Here is a 19219-nt window from a genome sequence, read left to right on the forward strand (position 1 = left end):
GGTAACGACGTCTCGCAGCATGTCGTCGTCGATGATACGACCGTCGGTCATCAGTTGGCGATGAATGGCCGGATAGATCCCCTGTTCGGCACAGGCGAGCGCGATGCTCGCAGCACGTTCGGACGGTGGACCGAAGATCGGCCAGTCCTTATAGACGACCCTAACCTTTCCATCGCGTTCCACCGCCTCTTCCAAAGCGTGGAAGGCATGACGGCAGGCGGGGCAGCAGTAATCGGTGAAGACGGCAAGCCGGAGCGTCGCATCGGCTGGACCTTGCTCGGGTGAATTTCCACTGGTCAGGATCAGGTCGGCGGTCGGCCCAACATCCCGACCGATTGGAGCCGTGCGACGCAGCACCTGCCCGACTGCCCAGCCAGCCACCACGACAGCCCCAAGCCCTACCGCCTGCCTCCGATTAAGTGGCTCTGGCATGTTCAGCGAGTCCAAGGCTGGCCAAAAGCTGCTGAGACAAGATGGCGTAAAGTCGGCAGATCGATCGCCTCGGCTACCACCTGCATGCCGACGATCAGCGTTCGTGGCGCGTTCAAGTCAGCGCCGCCTGTGATTGAAAAGACACAGCTGTCCCGAAAATAGACATCATTGGGCTAACGGCTAATTTCAGCAATATATCGGTTTGTGAGTCGTCATGACCTCCATTATACTTTTGTTAGGCATAAAGTGAAGGAGGCCGTCATGAAGCGTCTACTTTGTTCGACTATGGCATTTGTATCAGCGTTCGCGATGGCCCCAGCGGCTCACGCAATTGATTACACTCCTGGCGACCCGGAGTTCACGGTCAGCGGTGACATCACGAATGGTACCGTTTCGGCAGATTTCGGTCGTTCGGGCATCGGGATGGGCGCATTCCAAGATACCTTCAATTTCGTCATTGATCAGGCCGGTCTGGCTAGCGGTACGTTGAGCACGAACACCACGCGGCTGACGAGCTCTACCGACCTCGACATACTGTCGGTGTTTATCAATGGCTTCGCAGCGACGAAGACCATTGTGGGCAATGCTGAATTTTTCGAGATCAACAACCTGGCTATTGCTTCGGGTGCGCCGAATCAGATCGTGGTGAACGGCATGTCGCGTGGCAACGGGTCCTATGCTGGCACAGCAACCTTTGAGCCTTCGGCAGTTCCCGAGGCAGGTACCTGGGCGATCATGTTGTTCGGTATTGGCGGGATCGGTGCATCGATGCGTGTTCGCCGTCGCCAGGCAAAGGTCGCATACGCCTAAGCACATTTGATAGTTGGTCCCAGTGTCCATCTATCTTAAAACACCCGCCAGCCTTTCGAGGTTGGCGGGTGTTGTTATTTGAGATTTAGCAAGCTCGGGTCTACGCAATGAACGCCATTGATCGGTGAACTTTAAAGCGAGTCAGGCGGTACTGCGCTCAATGGTAAAAGACTTTAGATAGCAAACCTGTTTTGATGATCCCTATTCGTTACTGAGCACAAAGTCTTGTGTCGACATCCATCGGTTTACAACCACACGCCGCCGCCATCCTCGGTCTTGCACGCTCGGCGAATACGTAGCCGAGCTGATGGAGGCACAACAGAAGCGAAGGTTCGTCGACCAAAACTAAGCCAGCTGCGGTTCATTGGTATGTCACCCGATTGCTGGGGTCATTAACACCCTGTTTATCGTTTACCGGCAAGCTTGGGGTGGGGGACATGGTATGCGATATAGAATTTATGAGCTGGGAAGTTCTGGCGAAATCGTAAGAGGGGCGGACCTCTCAGCGCTGCACGACGAACAATCGATTGCCGAAGCTGCCGATCACATTAATCGTTGCGGACTTGAGATATGGCAGGGGAATCGCAAGGTTGCCGTTATAAGTCCATTCAAGCTTGGCTAAAATATGCGTCTCAGACAGCGCCTGGTCTGGTGAGAGAAATAGGCGTTCATTAACGGCAGAGATGGTTCTAGGCCATCAGGCACTCCTACTCGAGTGCCTCACCTGATATTGGTGTTAGACGACTCCACCCGGGGTGTTGGTGGTATAACACTGGCCATTACTGGTGTGATTTTCGCGATCGACTCAGCCACTGCAGGTCCAGGGGACATGTTTGCCGCCCAGATTTGGTCTGCGATGGACAGGCCGAGCGGCACACCTCCCACCATTTCGCCTGCCGTCAAATCATAGCTGATCCGGCAAGGATCCTTATACTTGGCATTATTCCCGGTCGGGTTGCTAAGCGCATCGGAGGCGCGGAACGCATCGAAACGCCAGTGGACGCCGAGAAAAATACGACTGAGCGAGTTTTCGAAAATTGCGTGCCACAGGCTGGGGAACGATCGCGAGATCCGGGTGCGGATCGTTCCCGGCTGATCGGCGATCGGGCGCGCGGCGTTATAGGCCTGGTGAAGGTCGCGACTGTAACCATCGAGTTCGTCTGAGACGAACGAGAAGCCGATCTCATCGCAGTCATGGTCGCCAAAGGATAGGTTGTTGCGGTCTTTGTAGAACAGCCGGACGATCTGGAAGCAGGCGGCACCAAACGTTGCATGACCCGAGGGATAGGCCGGAAAGGGCGGCTTGAACGCGATCTTGTCAGTGTTAGTCTCGGGTGCACCTAACGCCTCCCAAAACGGGTCGCCATCGCGCATACCGTCGGTTGGCTCGCTCACCGGCTGTTCGCTCGACAAGGTCCCCGCGGCGTCGTCCCACTCGGGACCTTGGATGGCGTCATGCTCGCGGACCCCCGACAGTGGGCGCCAGAACTCGTACCGGTACTTCTCGCGCCACGAGAACTTGCCGGCATCAGCCATCGCCGTGTTCGCGAGCGCGAAGACCCGGACGAACTCGTCCACCTGCAGCGCCGGGTCGGCCTGCATGCCGCGGCGTTCCCAGGCGATGGTTCGGACAATCTGGTTGTATAGGCGTGGTGGTGTCCCGATCAGGTTGGCGCCGTCATAGGCCCAAAAATAGGCCGCGACCGTCTGGTTCGGCGTCCGCGTCGTGCCAGCGGCATGGGCCGCCCCTCCAAGTCGTTTTACCTCGCGCAGAGCCGCGCGATACTCGGCACGCTCCGGCCCGGAGTTTGCAGGCTCATCTTTAGGTGGGGGTGCCAGGATTAGAGCGTCCTCGTTCGTCACCGAGAAGGTCGCGACGGTCGTACCATAAAATGGCCCGTGGTATATTCGCATTGGCTTGTCGCCCCGATCCGGATGGTCGGGGTCGATGACGGGGAGCCTGACCGGGTTGACCGGTTCATCGCGAAAATAATAGCGATCGGTACGAGGCTTATAATGACCTTGTCCGGCACCGATCTGCCCCGGTTGAACGGCGAGCAGCGTGAGAATCCTGCCAGCTACTTCCTGTCCAAACGCGAATGCGGGATCGAGTGCGTTTAGCTGGAATGGCACGTCGGTTATCATCTTATCGAGCGCCGACACGAGCTGGTCCCTGGCGAGCACGGAAATGCCAGCGCCTGCGCTCCGGTAGAGCGCGTCCAGAACCATCACGGCAGCGCCGCCAATGGCCACCTCTTGAGCGGTAAGGCCGAGCGATCCGCCACCAGTCGGCAAGACGGGCAATGACATGCCGAGATAGGGCGGGAATGTCGGCGAGGTCTGCAGGCCGAACCACGCATCATGAATCGCTAGGTGAAAGAGACCGAGCGCACGCGAACTCATTGTTGGCCCCGTTTGCGGACCGCTCAAGCTGTGCGTTAGGCGATTCATCTCCAGCGCGACGAAGTTCCAGTAGAAAACTGGGACTGCATTACGCAGTTGATCAACTGACGAGATCGGCGCCGCTTCAAACACGAGTCACCTCCATGCTGATTAAACCGAGTCGGTCTATTGTGCTAGCGAGCAATACACTATTTTAGAGACTTAGAACAGGATCAGCATCTATCGGCGAGTATTTGTAAAAAAGAACCTTTGTATTTCGTATCACCCTCACCAACCGTTGCCATCGCAACGGGTGTGATCAAACAGGCCCGTGTTAGCGTTCAAGAATGCACCTATCCGCTTGCGAACGCGGCTGACCGGCAAACACCATGGCCCAACTTCGCAATCGTTGCCTTCAGCCCCTTCGCAACCAGCCCTTTTTCAACAGTCTCGAACGGTTGTGACATCAGGTACCGACGGGGAAAGCAGACGGGCAGGAAAGTCCCCAATTCAAGTCATCGAGCAACCAGATGATGGAAAACCCCTGTTGCCGTCACGAATGTGCGAGAAACAGGTGTTTTCGGACGGTAGCTTCTCGATCGTCGCAAAAGGCCGTCGCTAACCGACTAGCGATTGTCGTGTGTTTTCCGACAGCCCGCGAATGGTATTAAACGCTCAAAAACGGTTGGCCGGCTTCCTACCATTTCTAGCGTTCATCATGGAATATCCGAAGCCAAAAGCGGTTCAAAGGAGACCAAGGAAAGTCGGAAGTTGGGAACCGAGAAAGAGCGCACGAATGTCTGGGTATGGGTCTCTCAGATTGCGTCCCGACATCTTGTTTGGGTCAGTCCGAAGAGCCTGTCGTTCGGGGAGATGGCTAGACTTGACTGTCTATGAGAGTGGGGTGGCCAGCGGCAAGGCTTCTATCGCTGGACGCGCAAGCAGGTATCCTTGGCAAAATCGAAGGCCAATCTTGCGCAACGTCTGAAGCTCCGACGCAGTCTCGATTCCTTCGGCAATACAACGGATACCAAGCTCGTCGGCCATCCTGACAACGCTCGCGACGATCGTCCGTCGGGCGGCCGAACTGTCGATCCCGCTGATCAGTGCCATGTCGAGCTTGAGCATGTCCGGACGTAGGTCCGCGAGCAAGCCAAGCCCGGCATAGCCAGCGCCGAAGTCGTCGATTGCAGTGGTGAAACCGCGTGCTTGATAGGACTCGATGATGTGCCGGACATGGCCGACGTCGACCATCCGCTCGTTCTCGGTAAACTCGAACATCAACCGGCTGGGATCAAACCCGACGCGACGTGCAGCGGCCAGCGAGGCGCGAATGCAGGCGTTCGGCTCGTAAACGGCATTGGGCATGAAGTTGATAGAAAGCTTTGTATCGCCAACGGGAGCGAACAGCGCTCCGGCCAGTTCGATCGCCTTCACCCGGCACGCCTGATCGAACTTGTAGGTCATGTCAGCTTCGACGTCCGACAGTACCTCGCCTGCCGACCGGCCATCCGCCCCACGGACCAGCGCCTCATAGGCAAAGACGGATCCGGTCTCGATATCGACGATCGGCTGGAACGCCATTGTAATCGCCATCCTGAGCGGAGCGCCCGTCCGGCAGCCCCGGCACGCATCCGCCATCGTCAGCGGTGTCCTACGCGCTATGTCCGCCGCGGTGATTGGTGAATGCATCATGCCCAGTCTTCCAATTTCCCCATTGCATTGCGCGGTAACGCTGGTCCGAAGCGAAAGCCTTTTGGGCGCTCTTGATCGGCCAGGCGAATGACCATGAAATGTTCGATCCGCGCCGAAAGTTGCACAGGATCGTGATCCGGTTTCGGGACGACGAACGCCTTCAGCCGCCCATGCGCATGCAGTCGCACGGCAACATCCGCGACGCCGTCCACCGTCCGCAGCGAATTCGCCACCCGCTCGGGCCAGACATTACGTCCCCCAACTTGCACGGCACCGTCGCGCCGACCGATCGGCCGTAGAGTGCTATCACCGATGCGCTCCACGAAATCGGGTAGGTCGTAGAACCGGCCGTGGCGGTCGACAAGTCGCCAATCCTCATCCCCGTGTTCCGATAGGCGCCAGCGAGGAAGCAGATCATATCCGTTCGCTGGCACGTCGCGCATGGCGATACCGCCTGTCTCTGACGAGCTATAGACATCAACCAGCCGTGTCAGTCCGGCCGCCAGCAGTCCTGCAGCGACGCTGTCGTTCAGGAACCCGGCCGAACTGACCCCTATGACATCCTCCGGAAAGCGACGGACTATGCGGACGAACGCCTGCCACTGCTCCGGTACCGCGATGACGAGATCGCTTGCGGCCAGCCTGAGGGGGGCGCCGATCGCTCGCACCACAACCGGAACACCCAATGCGTCAGGTAACAAGGCGGTCCAGATCATCCCATACAGATGATGTGCAGGTACCAGCGCAACCACCCGGCGTCGCCCGGTGAACTGAGTGGCCAGGAATGCGGCCTCATCGATCATATCAACAACGTCGTGCACACACGGACGCGGGCTGCCGGTCGATCCAGAGGTGGCTACCGTTATCCGGCCATTGCCTTCAACGTGCGCGTGCATGACCCAATCAACCCAGGCACCTACCATCTGCGGCGGATCATCGCTCAACAGGCTGTCGTCGAGGTCGAACGCCACTGCCAGCGCTCCTAGCGCACCGAGCTGCTCCACCGAATCCAAGCCCAGCCCGTTGTCGCCGATCGGCGTCGAGGCCGGCCAATCTCCCTTTGCCGCATCAGGATGGTCCGTACCGCGCTGACGGCGGAACTCGGCCGCGACGACGGCGCACACAATCCGATGCACGGCTGAACGTGGCACGCGGTGCTTAGTCACGCTGCCTCGGTCTCAACCACAAAGACCCGGTTCCGGCCGGCATGCTTTGCGGAATAAAGGCGTTTGTCCGCCAACGCGATGAGCCCTTCGACCGACCCTTCGGCCTCATCGAGGGTCGCACAGGCCAGGCTGGCCGTTACCCGCAGAGTGCCTGATTGAGCTTCGATGACGACATCGGCAATCGCTTCGCGAAGTCGCTCGGCAAGCTCCATGGCTTGATCACGGTCGTAGCGTGGAAGTAGAACCCCAAATTCCTCGCCTCCCAAGCGCGCAAAGATACCACGTGGTGGCAAGAGTGCGATGCATGCCTCGGTCACCCGGCATAGAAGCGTATCGCCTACCGGATGGCCGTGCGTGTCGTTGACCGCCTTGAAGTGATCGAGATCGAGTACGACCAGCGACAGCGACTGACGAAGTTCGCGCCAGCTCTGCTGTTCGCGTGCCATCGCCTGACTGAAATGTCGTCGATTTGCCGCGCCGGTCAGATGGTCGCATGTCAGGAGACGCCGCACGTCTTCGGTCGCCGCGTCGCGACGCGGTACATCACGAAGCACAACTGAAAATCGGGGTAAGGTCGCATTGTCGCGTGCCGACCGAGCTACAACGAGACGCTGACACCAGTAGCGCTCGCCATCGGCGCGTTGCTGCCACCCTTCCTGAAGATGCCAGCCCTCACGAACTGCGATCGCCAGCTGCTCGTCCAGACGCAGATCGCCGCCGGGCAGATCTGTACTGAGGACATCGGCAAGGTTGTGACCGGTAACGTCGGCCGGCTTATACCCCGTCTGCCGGGCAAAGCAGGTGTCGGCCGCTGCGATTTGGCCGTCTGGCGTGATCGTCAAAGCGGCATAGCCGTTAACGCCGTCGAGTAGCGTGGCGAACCAGGTATCGGCCTGGCGCAGGCGGTTTTCCTGAACAACCTGGTGGCTTATATCGGTGAGCGTCGCCATAAGTCGGTCCGACCCGAGCTTGACGAGCGTACAGGCTAGGACCTTCTGCTTTGCACCGTTCCTGCCCGGTGCCAAGTCTACAAAGATGCGGTGGCCGTCGCAGATGCGTCCCGTAGGTAGTGCAAAGGCTTCTACCAGGCTTTTGAGTTCCGGGGCATGATCTTCGCACGCCGAGAACAAGTTGCTGACGCCACGCGGGCCGGCGAGCGGCAGCAGGTGCTGCATGGCGTGCGGGTTCATCAAGCCAATCTCGCCGGCTGCGTTGCATTCGATCAGCCCGATGGGGCAGGCATATAGAAATTCGAGGAGTTCCTCCTCACCCGACGTATAGGTCATTCGGCTAACCTTCAGCGTTCGATGAGCACGTAGCGACGCGGCGTTTGCGCGCTCGCGAGCAGCCGCAAGCGCACTTTGGTCGGCCGCATGCGAAGCGTCAGGACGTACGGAAATATGTCATCGAGCTCCGGTTCGTCTTCGAACCACTGCGCCACCATGAAGTTGTTCATGCACTGCGCGACTGCGTCGAAAAACGGAACGCCGACCACAGTAGCAGGATCCAGACCTGACAGATGAGCCTCGGTCGCATTGTAGACCTGTACGATCGTGTCAGCGGCAAAGCCCACGACGCCGAAGGGCAAGGCATCGCGGTCTGCTCCGCTCATAGTCTCAAGGTCGTACAGTGCGACCGTTTCGAAATCTACATTTGCTGATGACACGATCAGTAGCTCCTCTACGAAGCGTTATGCCCCAGGAGGGTTAACTATTTGGCAAATCAGCGGTCCTCACCCTTGGCGCTAAAAGAATGCCCACCCCCGCATATCCAAGGCGCCTGTCGGCGGCGCTAGGCCCCGCGTTGCCGGTCAGTTCCATCCAGCATTGCGTGGTTCGCTTACCTGGTTAGGCAGCTACTCGCCCAAGCAAGGGATCCGCACCGGATGCGACAAAGTTCGCGAGGGCCGCACCAGGAAGCGGCCTGCTGATGAGGTACCCCTGGAGCGTATCACAACCGGCATCTACCGAAAACGCGAACTGCGCTTGCGTCTCGACGCCCTCGACCGTCGTTGTCATGCCCAGGCACTTCGCCATCGTAATGATCGCACGCACAATCGCGGCGCTCTCGTCGTCCTCGGGCAATTGGCTGACGAACGACTGATCGATCTTGATCTTGTCGAAAGGAAACTTCCGAAGGTAGCTCAGTGATGAGTATCCGGTTCCGAAGTCGTCCATAGAGACCCGGACACCCAGCGCAACCAACTCGTTTAGCGTCTGCATCGTCCCTTGTTCGTCAGAGAGGAGTACGCCCTCGGTGATCTCAAGATCAAGCCGGTCTGCTGCCAAACCAGCAGACTCCAAGGCGGCCGCGATCATCTTGACGAGCGACTTCTCTCGGAATTGTACTGGCGACAAATTGATAGCCACGCCCATGTTTGAAGGCCATTTCGCGGCCTCCACGCATGCGGTGCGAAGGACCCACTCGCCTAGTGGGAGAATGAGGCCGGTTTCCTCAGCAATACCGATGAACTCAGCAGGCGGTACGAGTCCGCGTTCCGGATGGTTCCAGCGTACCAGAGCCTCTGCAGAGCTGATACAGCCCGTCGCAGCGTCGACCAATGGTTGGTAGTGAAGTTCGAGCTGCCCCTCCGCGATCGCAGTCCGAAGCCCGGCCTCGATGGCCCGCCGGGCTCGCATCTTTTCATCGAGCGAGACATCGTACCGACGGAAGGTGCCCCGCCCGTCTGCCTTCGCCGCATAAAGGGCAAGATCGGCATTCTGCATCAGGTCAGCTGGATCTTCGCCATCACTCGGGCACAAGGCGACACCGACACTTGCTCCAAGATGGATGGGCTGGCCGTCGACCATGAACGGTCGGCTTTCCACCACCGCCACGATCCTTGCCGCGAGTGCAAATGCCGCGTCGAGCTCGTCCGCCGCCACCTGCATGATAGCGAACTCGTCACCGCCGAGTCGGGCAACTACATCAGCTTCGCGCAAAGTCGATCGAAGGCGGTCCGCAACCATGCTGAGGATCATATCACCGGCAGCATGCCCAAGGGTGTCATTCACGTATTTGAAGCGATCAAGGTCGATCATCATCACGGCACACAGCCGGTCAGCTGCGCGTCGCGATGCCGTGTGCAAGGCGAGCTGGTCAAAGAACTTAGCGCGGTTCGCGATGCCAGTCAGAGCGTCGGTATATGCCAGCTCGTGAATTCTGGCTTCGGTCTTGAGGCGTTCGCGCTGGTCACGGACCGCGATCACCGTCTGAACCTTGTGGCCCAAGGCAACCTCCCGTCGCAGAACCCGGACAGGAACCTTGCCGCCATCGGCATGAACGAGGTTGATCTCGCGTTCCTCGCGTTCGGGCATGCTTTCGACGTCGAGCCCGGGCAGTAGTGAGCTGACATGGCTGCCGGTCAGGGCCCCCGCCACATAGCCGGCCATCGACTCGACGCTGTCGTTCGCAGTAACGACGATATCGCCCTGGCAGATCAGCAACCCCTCAAGTGCGACGTCGGCAAGTTCGCGCAAGCGCCGTCGATCCTGCTTCAGACGCGCTTTCGCAGCGATCTCAAAGCGCAGCCCTAACACCGCCAGCACTATCAACAGTAACGACACGCCAGCGACGACGGGAGTAATTGCATCGGGCGTGATCGCGTCGGCAGGGAGACGCTGTGTCAGATCGAAGCGAAGCGTCATTGCGGCCATGCCACAGAAATGAAGCAGCGCGATCGACAGCAGTAACAGCGGCGGTGCCGCTAAGCGCAGGCGCGGTGAGCGGCTGCCCGCTGCAATCATGGCAAACCCGGATGTGGGAAGACTGAACGCGATAGACAGGGCTACCAGCCACATATTCCATGTGACACTCCCCTGCACCAAGTAGGCGGATTGCCCGACATAATGGAGGGTCATCACGCCCAATCCGACCACCAGCCCAGCCACGAACTGCAAGGACCGCCTGCGGACCCGTAGCGAGATCGACACGCCGGCCCCAATACCCGAGATTGCGCACGCCAGCGATATGCCGGTCAGCATAGGGTCGAAGGCGGCTGGCATTCCCGGCTTGAACGCCAGCAGGACGATGAAGTGCGTCGCCCAGGCAGTACATCCGCTGGTGACGATACTGACGGCGCCCCACCGGAGCCGCGAAGCACCGCTTGCCCGGGCGGCGTGATGCGCAAGAGCGAATGAAGCGTAGGTCCCGATTGCGCAGACGACCGCTGCGAAGAGGACAAGACGACCGTCGTGCATGTCACGCATACATGCGATCACGGATGATAGAGAGCTATCCATCTGAACCGGCTAACAAATAAAACTTAACGAGCCCTGCCCAATTTTGCAGCTGCCGATGTAGTCCGGCGGTCACCCAAAAAGTTCGGCTCGGCCGTGAGATCCTACCGAATCGTCACGACCCTGACCTCAACGGCGTCCGCGATCCTCTTCCAGTTCTGATCGCTCGTCCATGCCCGCAACACAGGGTACGGCGCTTGGGTCAAGACTCGTTGATCACAGCCAGAAGATGACGGTGGCAGCGAGGGCAACCGCACAGAAGAAGGCTGTTGGGCAACGGTCGTAGCGGGTTGCCACGCGGCGCCAATCCTTGAGGCGGCCGAACATGATCTCGATGCGGCTGCGGCGCCGATAGCGCCGCTTGTCGTATCTGACCGGCTCGTTGCGCGATCGTCGACCTGGGATGCAAGGTTGGATGGCTTTGGCCTGCAAGGCGTCTCTGAACCAGTCGGCGTCGTAGCCGCGGTCGCCGAGTAGCCACTGCGCCTTGGGCAAATCGTCCAGCAACGCTGCGGCACCAGTGTAATCGCTGACCTGCCCTGCGGTCATGAAGAAGCTCAAGGGGCGCCCGTTCGCGTCAGCAACGGCATGGAGCTTGGTGTTCATGCCGCCCTTGGTGCGACCGATCAGGCGACCGAGATCCCCTTTTTTACCCGCAGGCTGGACGCCGTGCGGTGCGCCTTCAAGTAGGTGGCGTCTATCATGACCGTTGTCGGGTCGGCGCCAATCGCAGCCAGCCCCTCCATCATCCGCGCGAACACGCCTGCTTCAACCCAGCGTTTCCATCGGTTGTAGAGCGTCTTGTGCGGGCCGTAGGCGCTCGGCGCGTCTCGCCAGCGCAGCCCGTTCCGGTTGACGAATACGATGCCGCTCAACACCCGTCGGTCATCGACGCGCGGCTTGCCGTGGCTTCTCGGAAAGAACGGTCGCAGCCGTTCTATCTGCTCTTCCGTTAACCAAAACAGGTCGCTCATGCCAGTCTCCTTACGGAACCTGAATCAGATCGCGGCCATCTCATCAATGGGTCCTGACCCTAAGCAAGACTGCCCAATCGCAAACCAATTCGCTTGTCGTTGACGCGAATCCAATATGGCCGGTCCTCCGCGATGCCTGCCGGCTCGCGCCACGAATTTGGATCTTTGTCGACGCCAGATCGGGCGCAATCATGGACCGCGAACTTACCTTGCATTAACCGGGCAGTGCATAGGTTAGCGTATGAAATTCCCGCCAAACCGGATGTTGGTCCCTGCGCAGATCGTCGCTGCAACGTTTGGGCTTGTCGCGTTGACGATGTGGCCGCCAGCATCGGGCTCGATGCTTCTGGTGCCGCTCGGTTCAGATGACGGAGCAACCGTGCAGGGCGCGTTAGCGGGCGGTGCGGCGTTGCTCGGGGCCGGACCGTTTCCGGGATCGCTGGTCGTCGTTGGTGATCGGGCCCGCATCGCCCCCCGGGTCGCATGGAATACCGTCATCATGGCCGCTCCGCCCGCAGGCTGCGGCGCCAGTGGCGGCGCTGGAAGGCCAGTATGAACCGCATCACTTCAGCGCTAAAGCCAGCGTTTTCCTGGTTGGATCTCAGGGCGAAGCTCGGGGCCACCGTGGAATTTGGACACGATGCCGGGCTCAACCCGCTCGACCGGTTGCGGCGTCGCGCTGTCCAAGCATGGGCGTTGATCGGCTGGACCTCGTTCGGGGGGCTGCTGATAGGTAACACCGTATTAGGCGCAGGCACGGGTGTCCCGCTGCTGGTCATTGGCACCATCATCACGGCGGGGCCAACTGCGATGGCGCTCAGCGGGCGCTATGATGCCGAAGCCCGGACATTAATGGGATCGCTCGCCGCGGTGATACCAGCGATGCTCGTCTTCCTGCTCAAGGGGCATCCGTGGCAGATGGATGCACACATGTATTTCTTCGTCGGAATGGCGGCACTGGTAATGTTAGCGGACTGGCGGCCGATCGCGCTGGCGACGGTGCTGACCGCGGTCCATCATCTTGCCCTCCAATGGTGGGCCCCGGAGTTTGTGTTCACCGGCTCGGGCAATCTTGGCCGAGTGATCTTTCATGTCGTGGCGGTCGGGCTGCAATTTGGCGCATTGACGGTGCTGACGATCCAGCTCGAGCGGCTGTTCCAGTCGCAGAGTGCGGCGTTACGACGGTCGCGCGAGTTGACCCAAGTGGCGGAGGATGGCCAGCGGCAGACCGAAGAAGCGATGCTTCAGGCGCGCACAGCGGAGGCGGTGGCGACGCGCGAACGCCGGCAGCGTGAAGAGCAGGCGGCACGGATCGCGAGCGAGCGGCGCGGCGAGTTGGTGGTGCTAGCGAACGAGTTCGATCATTCCGTGACGTCAGTCGTGAAGAGCATCGGACAGGCGACCGAACGACTAGAGCATGCGGCAGTTCGGCTCGAGGACGTTACCGGCGACGCGACCCAGGATGCGGTTGAGGCCGCATCGGGCGCAGGTCGAGCAGCACGCGACATCGCGCATGTCGCGTCATCGATCCGCGACCTGTCGGAATCGATCCGGACGATCGCGATTGCAGCCGACCAGCAATCGGAACTGACCGTGGTGGCGAGCCTGGAAGCGCATCGCAGCGTGCAGACGGTCGCGATGCTTGAGGATCATGCGGTCCAGATCGAAGTCATTCTCGACGACATCCGAGAGCTGGCGAACAAAACCAATTTGCTGGCCCTGAACGCGACGATCGAGGCGGCACGGGCGGGCGACGCGGGGCGCGGGTTCGCGGTCGTTGCGGGCGAAATAAAAGGCTTGTCGGCGGATACCAAGCAGGCAAGCAACCGAATCAGCATGCTGCTTACCGGAATTCGCGAGGGCGTGGCAGATACGGGCGAGAAGCTGCGTAGCGTCAATACCGCGATCGGCCAGGTCTCAGTCGCGGCATCGGGAATCGCGACCGCAGTTGGCGAGCAGCGCTTCACGGCGCAGGAGGTGGATGCGGGTGCAGCGCGAGCGGTCGGCGCCGCGAAGGAAATCGGCACCCGGATCGACGGCGTGGCGGAAGCTGCAGGGTCTGCCGCCCTATTGTCGGCGTCGGTACGGGGCAGCGCCAGCGATCTGGCAGCGAGCGCGCGGAATTTGCGGTCATCGACCGACCTGTTCGTCTCGTTCCTTCAAGCGGACGATGCCGCGGCAGCGTAGTGCCAAGTCGGCCCCATCTCCGTGGGGTGCCCGCACGAAGACGCGCATGGTAGGAGAGTGCATGCTTAAGACAAAAATGAAGCGGATCACCGATCGTGGTGATCGCGCCGTTGAACGCCTTGCCAAGATCGAGACGTCCATAACAGGCCTTGCCGACAACGATCTGCTCGACCTGGCCGACATCTTCAAAGCCGAGCCTCGCACGCCGATCGGCGATTTGGCGTTCTTGGAAATGGCTCGGCGGAATATCAGCCTTTGACGGCAGCCTGACCAGGCCGAGCCGAAACAATGAGCCAACCCTAATGTTAACCAACTGGCAGGCGTTACACGTCAACGGCTTGCCGCATTCCAGATTCAACCTGACTCATACGCGTTGCCTTGACATGGCTGTCGAGCATCTTCGCTTTATGAGCAAGATCATCACGCACGCCTGCGGGCATGAGCAAATTCACTATCTCGCCGGCTTCGCAAGCCAGCAGGAGCGGAAAGCCCGCTGGCTGGAGACGACTAAGTGCACTACCTGCTTTCTTGCAACCAAACAGGCTGAACAAGCGGAAGCGGCGGTTCGTGACGGTGCAGCCATAGCGCACCTTGATCTTCCATCGCTCACTGGCAGCGATCGTCAGGTCGCATGGGCAACAACGCTTCGAGCTAGCCGCTTTTGCAGTTTCGGTACCCGACCGGTCATAGATGAAAACGGCTACCAGGTTTGTGTTCTTGTAACTGATGCAAAGTGGTGGATCGATCACCGGGCACTGACAGATCACGAGCTGCTCGAAGAGGCCGAACGATGTGCGGTTGAAATGAGCATTCTAGCGAGCTCCAATCACGATCCCTCGTTACCACAGACGGCCTAACGGCCAAATCACAGTACTATCTACGCACGAGATTTATAGTATTAGCTCCGATCGTAGCCACGCCTTCGGGCCACGCGCTTTTAGGTACCGTTGGCCGTCTTGTGTGATACCATGCGAGTGGACGATCTATATAGGTGATCTAGGCTTCAATTCGGCACCCCTGTCAGGCTAATCAGGCTGACCTCGAACAGTGACTGACGCCCAATCAACGCGGTCGCACCGCGCCTAAAATGTAGGCGCGTCCTCGCGAGCTGCCCTCTTTAGCTGCCGCAAGCGTCGATGGCAGCAACGACTGCCTGACCCATCTGAGCGCTTTAGCTAACCATCTGTTTAAGCTACGAATGCCTGGCGAGGCAGGCGCCCTTCCGGAGAGATGTTGATGGCTGATATAGATCACTTGCTGGGCGTGCCGCTGACGCGGCGCACCGCACTGGGTGGCACTGCTGCGCTTACCGCATCTACATTTATTTCCGAGGGCGATCACGCAGTCGCTGCGCCGGCAGCCAAGCCTGTGGGCGTCCGATTGGCGATTCAGACGACGGTCAACGGCAAGGCGGTGCCGGTAGAGATCGATGTGCGGACATCGCTGCTCGATCTCCTGCGTGAGCAACTGCACCTAACTGGCGCCAAGAAGGGCTGCGACCACGGCCAATGTGGCGCGTGTACCGTTCACGTCGACGGTCGGCGTGTAGCATCCTGCCTCACACTAGCAGTCAAGGTTGACGGACGTGCGGTGACAACGATCGAAGGGCTTGCCGATGGCGAGACGCTGCATCCGATGCAGCAGGCCTTTATCGATCACGACGCGCTGCAATGCGGCTATTGCACACCGGGACAGATCATGGCGGCAGTGGCGTGCGTGCGTGAAGGCAACGCCACGTCAAAGGACCGCATTCGCGAATATATGAGCGGCAACATCTGCCGCTGCGGCGCCTATGTCGGCATCGTCGCAGCGATCGAGCAGTTTGCGGGAAGGGAGAAAGCCTGATGCGCCCCTTCACCTATGCACGACCCGAAAGCGCCGTAGCGGCAGTCCAGGCCTTCACAGCGGCGGGCACCGGTGCGCGCTATATCGCAGGCGGCACCTCGCTCTATGACCTGATGAAGCTCGACATCGAGAAGCCTCAGCATCTTATCGACGTCACCGCGATCCGAGAGCTCGATGGAATTGAGACGAACGGCGAGCGGCTCCGCTTCGAGGCACTCGCACCAATGAGCGCGGTTGCGACCGACAAGGTCGTGCTTCGCGACTATCCCGTCCTTGCCGAGGCGTTGTGGAAGGCTGCCTCGCAGCAGCTGCGCAATATGGCGACGGTCGGTGGTAACCTGCTCCAGCGGACCCGCTGCCTGTATTTTCGCAACGGCGCCGGCGGAACTTCGGTTGGCAACACCTATCCCTGCAACAAGCGGGAGCCGGGTTCCGGCTGCGCGGCGATCGGCGGAATCGACCGCGGTCAGGCCGTGCTAGGCCAGAGTTCGTCGTGCACTGCCGTCTCGCCTGGCGACTGGCCCGTCGCGCTTGTCGCGCTCGACGCCTATGTCGAAGTGCTGGGCGCCAGCGGTAGCCGCGCGATCCCGATTGCCGAACTTTACCGCCTACCGGGCAGCACGCCGAACCTGGAGTTTACCTTGCAGCCGGGCGAAATGATCACGGCGATCGTCGTACCAAAGACGAAGGCAGGCCGCCACTCGACGTATCACAAGATCCGTGACCGCGAGAGCTACGCCTTCGCGCTTGCCTCGGCAGCGGTCGCGTTGGAGATGGATGGTGACACAGTAACGCGCGCTCGGATCGCACTTGGCGGGGTGGCGACCAAACCATGGCGGGCGACCACGGCAGAAGCACTGCTGGCTGGAAAGCCTCTGACCCCGGCGACCGCACTGGCGGCAGGGCACGCTGCCTTTGCCGATGCCAAAGCTGGTAAGCAGAACGGCTTCAAGATCGATCTCGGCGCGCGGACCGTTGCCGATGCCCTGACTATTGCCGCAGCGAGGAACCGGTCATGACCGCCCCCTTCCCCAACCGTCCCCGTGCCGATGCCCGTGAGAAGGTGATGGGCGCTGCGCGCTATGGAGCCGACCATCAGGTCGCTGGACTGCTGTACGCCATGCAAGTCCCGGCAACCATTGCGAAGGGGCGGATTGCCGCTCTGTCGGTCGATGCCGCGATGCAGGTACCAGGCGTTGTTCGCGTGCTGACTTCGACCGACTTTCTGCCGCCCCCTCCTGCGTCCCCTGGCGCACCGCCTCCGCCTGCGACGCTCACGGCCGACATTGCCTATCGGGGCCAGCCGGTCGCACTTGTCATTGCCGAGACGCTCGAGGCCGCGATCGAGGGCGCCGAGGCCATTCGTCCGACCTACACAGTCGCACCTGCGTTCACCTCGCTCATCGAGCAGCCGGGGGTGGTGCGCGAAGCCGTCAAGCCGGTGACGGCGGGCGATGCGACGCGGGCGATGGCGCGCGCGGTAACCCGGCACAAGGCAGACTATGTTTCCCCGCCACAGCACCATAACCCGATCGAAATGCTATCGACGACGGCCGTATGGGAGAACGGGCAACTTACCATCTACGAAAGCACGCAGAGCAGCAGCAATACGAAGGGTGCCGTAATGCGCAACATGCGCCTTACGCCCGAGCAGGTGACGGTAAAGAGCCCGCAGGTCGGCGGGGGCTTCGGCCAGCGGGGTGGGGCACAGCGCCAAACCGCCTTGGTTGCCCGCGCGGCAATGCTGCTCGGCCGACCGGTCAAACTTGTCCTGCCGCGCGGGCAGATCTTCCATAACGCGACCTTCCGGCCGAAGAACCGTCACCGGATCGAGATCGGTGCGGATGCCAGCGGCAAGATGATCGCGGTGCGCTACGACGCCGATCAGCAGCAATCGCGCGAAGGCCAGTTTCCGCCTGACTACCATGAGTCCGTACCCATGCTGTACGGCATCGAAAACTATCACGGCACTGCCGCTAATCTGCGGATTGATACACAGGCGCCAGGCTATATGCGGTCGCCGACGCCGCATCCATCGTGCTTCGCCTTCGAGAGCGCAGTAGACGAACTTGCCCTCAAGCTTGGCGTCGATCCGGTCGCCTTCCGACTGCGCCACCGGGCCACGATCGATCCGATCCACGGCCAGAAACTCTCGTCCTGCTATCTGTCGGAATGCCTGACGGAGGGCGCACGTCGTTTTGGCTGGGAACGGCGTAGTCTTCAGCCGGGATCGATGACGCTGCCCGATGGCACGCAGGTCGGCTGGGGCGTGGCATCGGGGGCCTATCCGGGCTCCGCCCATCCCAACATCGTGACGCTATGCGTGAACGCAGACGGCACGACCCGGTTTTCGGCTGCGGGGCATGAAATGGGCCAAGGCATCCGCTCGACCATCGAACAGGTTCTCGTACGCGAACTGGCGATCGATCCTTCGAGGCTGGAGATCGCGATCGGCGACACCAGTGTAGCGCCTCAGCACACGACGGCAGGATCCTGGGGCACCGCGAGTGTCGTGCCGGCAGCGGCAGAGGCGGCTGCCAAGTTGAACGCTGCCATGGCCGAGCTGTTGGCGGGGCGTCAGGTGGCGGGCAATCTACACCGACAGCTTGCGACCGTGCGACGTCCCTCGCTTCAGGTTGAGGTCGAGCATGTTGCGGTCGACCAGGGCCCGAAGGATTTGGCGACACTGCGCAAGGGCGGCATGGCGTTGGTCGGGCCGGATTACTCGACCTTCACGACCTACAGCTACATTGCTCACTTCGTTGAAGTTCATGTCGAACCCGGCACGCGCCGCGTCCGCGTGCCACGCGTCGTCAGCATTGCCGATTGCGGGCGGGTGATCTCGCCGCGCACGGCCGAGAGTCAAGTTCGGGGTGGTGTGATCTGGGGCATTGGTGCGGCGCTCCGCGAAGCGACCGAAGTCGATCCGCGCTATGGCGGGTGGCTGAACAACGATCTTGCCGACTATGTCGTGCCCGTGAATGCCGACATTGGGTCTATAGACGTCGGGTTTATCGATCGACCGGATCCTCTCATCAATGCCCTTGGCGCAAAGGGGCTTGGCGAAGTTGCCATGACGGGCTGTGCCGGCGCCATTGCCAATGCCATTCATCATGCAACGGGTAAGCGGCTGCGCGAGATGCCGTTCAGGATCGAAGATCTTCTGTAATCGAACCGAGGCGAAAGACCGCGGCTGAGACGGGAAATCACATGCCTTCGACGTGCCGAGCTATATCAAAAGGCCTCTTAAAGCATCGGACCTTGTTGGATGTACGTACTTCCTCTCGCTGCGGCCGCAGCCCTCATGCAATCGCCGGTTGCCACCACTGCGGTAAGACCTGGCACGATAGCGATCGTCGCTGCTGATAGTTCGACCACGTCTCCCGCTATCACGAGAATGTTCACGGATGCGGTTCAACGAACCTTCCTTCGAACACCTTTCCTGCCCCTGCCCGACCCGAACCACAGTCTTTACGTCGCCAAGGTTGAG

15 protein-coding genes are annotated in these 19219 nt (G+C 60.4%); 7 read left to right on the forward strand and 8 right to left on the reverse strand.

The window, feature by feature from the left end; genetic code table 11:
- On the reverse strand, window positions 1–381 hold a 381-nt coding region (locus ASE89_RS21210; protein ID WP_236701753.1), incomplete at its 3' end, for a DsbA family protein.
- A gap of 312 nt (window positions 382–693) precedes the next feature.
- On the opposite strand from ASE89_RS21210, the gene ASE89_RS12215 reads away from it, so the two are divergent.
- The gene (locus ASE89_RS12215; protein WP_042466505.1) at window positions 694–1242 is read left to right on the forward strand and encodes an FxDxF family PEP-CTERM protein; all 549 of its coding nucleotides are present in this window, start codon (window positions 694–696) and stop codon (window positions 1240–1242) included.
- Between the two features lie 720 nt (window positions 1243–1962).
- Here the strand turns inward: ASE89_RS12215 and ASE89_RS12220 are convergent.
- The 7 genes from ASE89_RS12220 to ASE89_RS19860 form a co-directional block, all read right to left on the reverse strand.
- Complete coding sequence (locus ASE89_RS12220; protein WP_082451463.1) at window positions 1963–3777, reverse strand: vanadium-dependent haloperoxidase; 1815 nt, start codon at window positions 3775–3777, stop codon at window positions 1963–1965.
- Between the two features lie 738 nt (window positions 3778–4515).
- The gene (locus ASE89_RS12225) at window positions 4516–5208 is read right to left on the reverse strand and encodes an EAL domain-containing protein (RefSeq protein ID WP_201781537.1); all 693 of its coding nucleotides are present in this window, start codon (window positions 5206–5208) and stop codon (window positions 4516–4518) included.
- A gap of 107 nt (window positions 5209–5315) precedes the next feature.
- The gene (locus tag ASE89_RS12230) at window positions 5316–6485 is read right to left on the reverse strand and encodes an AMP-binding enzyme (RefSeq protein ID WP_156363461.1); all 1170 of its coding nucleotides are present in this window, start codon (window positions 6483–6485) and stop codon (window positions 5316–5318) included.
- Window positions 6482–7771 (reverse strand): sensor domain-containing diguanylate cyclase, encoded by a 1290-nt coding sequence (locus tag ASE89_RS12235; protein ID WP_056678121.1) that lies wholly within the window; start codon window positions 7769–7771, stop codon window positions 6482–6484. The genes ASE89_RS12230 and ASE89_RS12235 overlap by 4 nt, the downstream gene beginning before the upstream one ends.
- A gap of 11 nt (window positions 7772–7782) precedes the next feature.
- Complete coding sequence (locus tag ASE89_RS12240; RefSeq protein WP_236701754.1) at window positions 7783–8151, reverse strand: phosphonate transporter; 369 nt, start codon at window positions 8149–8151, stop codon at window positions 7783–7785.
- Between the two features lie 181 nt (window positions 8152–8332).
- Entirely contained in the window at window positions 8333–10693 is a 2361-nt protein-coding gene (locus ASE89_RS12245; RefSeq protein ID WP_236701755.1) for a bifunctional diguanylate cyclase/phosphodiesterase, read from the reverse strand.
- 246 nt (window positions 10694–10939) lie between these two features.
- Window positions 10940–11697, reverse strand: a protein-coding gene (locus ASE89_RS19860; RefSeq protein ID WP_156363462.1) for an IS5 family transposase whose coding sequence is annotated in 2 segments (ribosomal slippage) — window positions 10940–11376 and window positions 11376–11697 — 759 coding nt in all. Because the reading frame shifts where the segments join, the coding sequence is not laid out codon by codon here.
- Window positions 11698–12321: 624 nt separating this feature from the next.
- On the opposite strand from ASE89_RS19860, the gene ASE89_RS12260 reads away from it, so the two are divergent.
- From ASE89_RS12260 to ASE89_RS12280, 6 genes are all read left to right on the forward strand, one after another.
- Complete coding sequence (locus tag ASE89_RS12260; RefSeq protein WP_236701756.1) at window positions 12322–13884, forward strand: methyl-accepting chemotaxis protein; 1563 nt, start codon at window positions 12322–12324, stop codon at window positions 13882–13884.
- Window positions 13885–13945: 61 nt separating this feature from the next.
- Window positions 13946–14143: a hypothetical protein gene (locus ASE89_RS12265; RefSeq protein WP_056678493.1), complete on the forward strand. Its 198-nt coding sequence runs from the start codon at window positions 13946–13948 to the stop codon at window positions 14141–14143.
- Window positions 14144–14186: 43 nt separating this feature from the next.
- Window positions 14187–14741: a hypothetical protein gene (locus ASE89_RS20430; protein WP_156363463.1), complete on the forward strand. Its 555-nt coding sequence runs from the start codon at window positions 14187–14189 to the stop codon at window positions 14739–14741.
- Between the two features lie 373 nt (window positions 14742–15114).
- Window positions 15115–15729, forward strand: a complete 615-nt coding sequence (locus ASE89_RS12270) for a (2Fe-2S)-binding protein (RefSeq protein ID WP_201781538.1) — start codon at window positions 15115–15117, stop codon at window positions 15727–15729.
- A complete protein-coding gene (locus ASE89_RS12275) occupies window positions 15729–16748 on the forward strand; it encodes an FAD binding domain-containing protein (RefSeq protein WP_056678137.1) in 1020 nt (339 codons plus the stop codon). The genes ASE89_RS12270 and ASE89_RS12275 overlap by 1 nt, the downstream gene beginning before the upstream one ends.
- A complete protein-coding gene (locus ASE89_RS12280) occupies window positions 16745–18898 on the forward strand; it encodes a xanthine dehydrogenase family protein molybdopterin-binding subunit (RefSeq protein ID WP_056678140.1) in 2154 nt (717 codons plus the stop codon). Before ASE89_RS12275 ends, ASE89_RS12280 begins: the two co-directional genes overlap by 4 nt.
- Window positions 18899–19219 lie beyond the last annotated feature (321 nt).

The organism is Sphingomonas sp. Leaf30, assembly GCF_001422525.1.
GTDB lineage: Bacteria > Pseudomonadota > Alphaproteobacteria > Sphingomonadales > Sphingomonadaceae > Sphingomonas > Sphingomonas aerolata.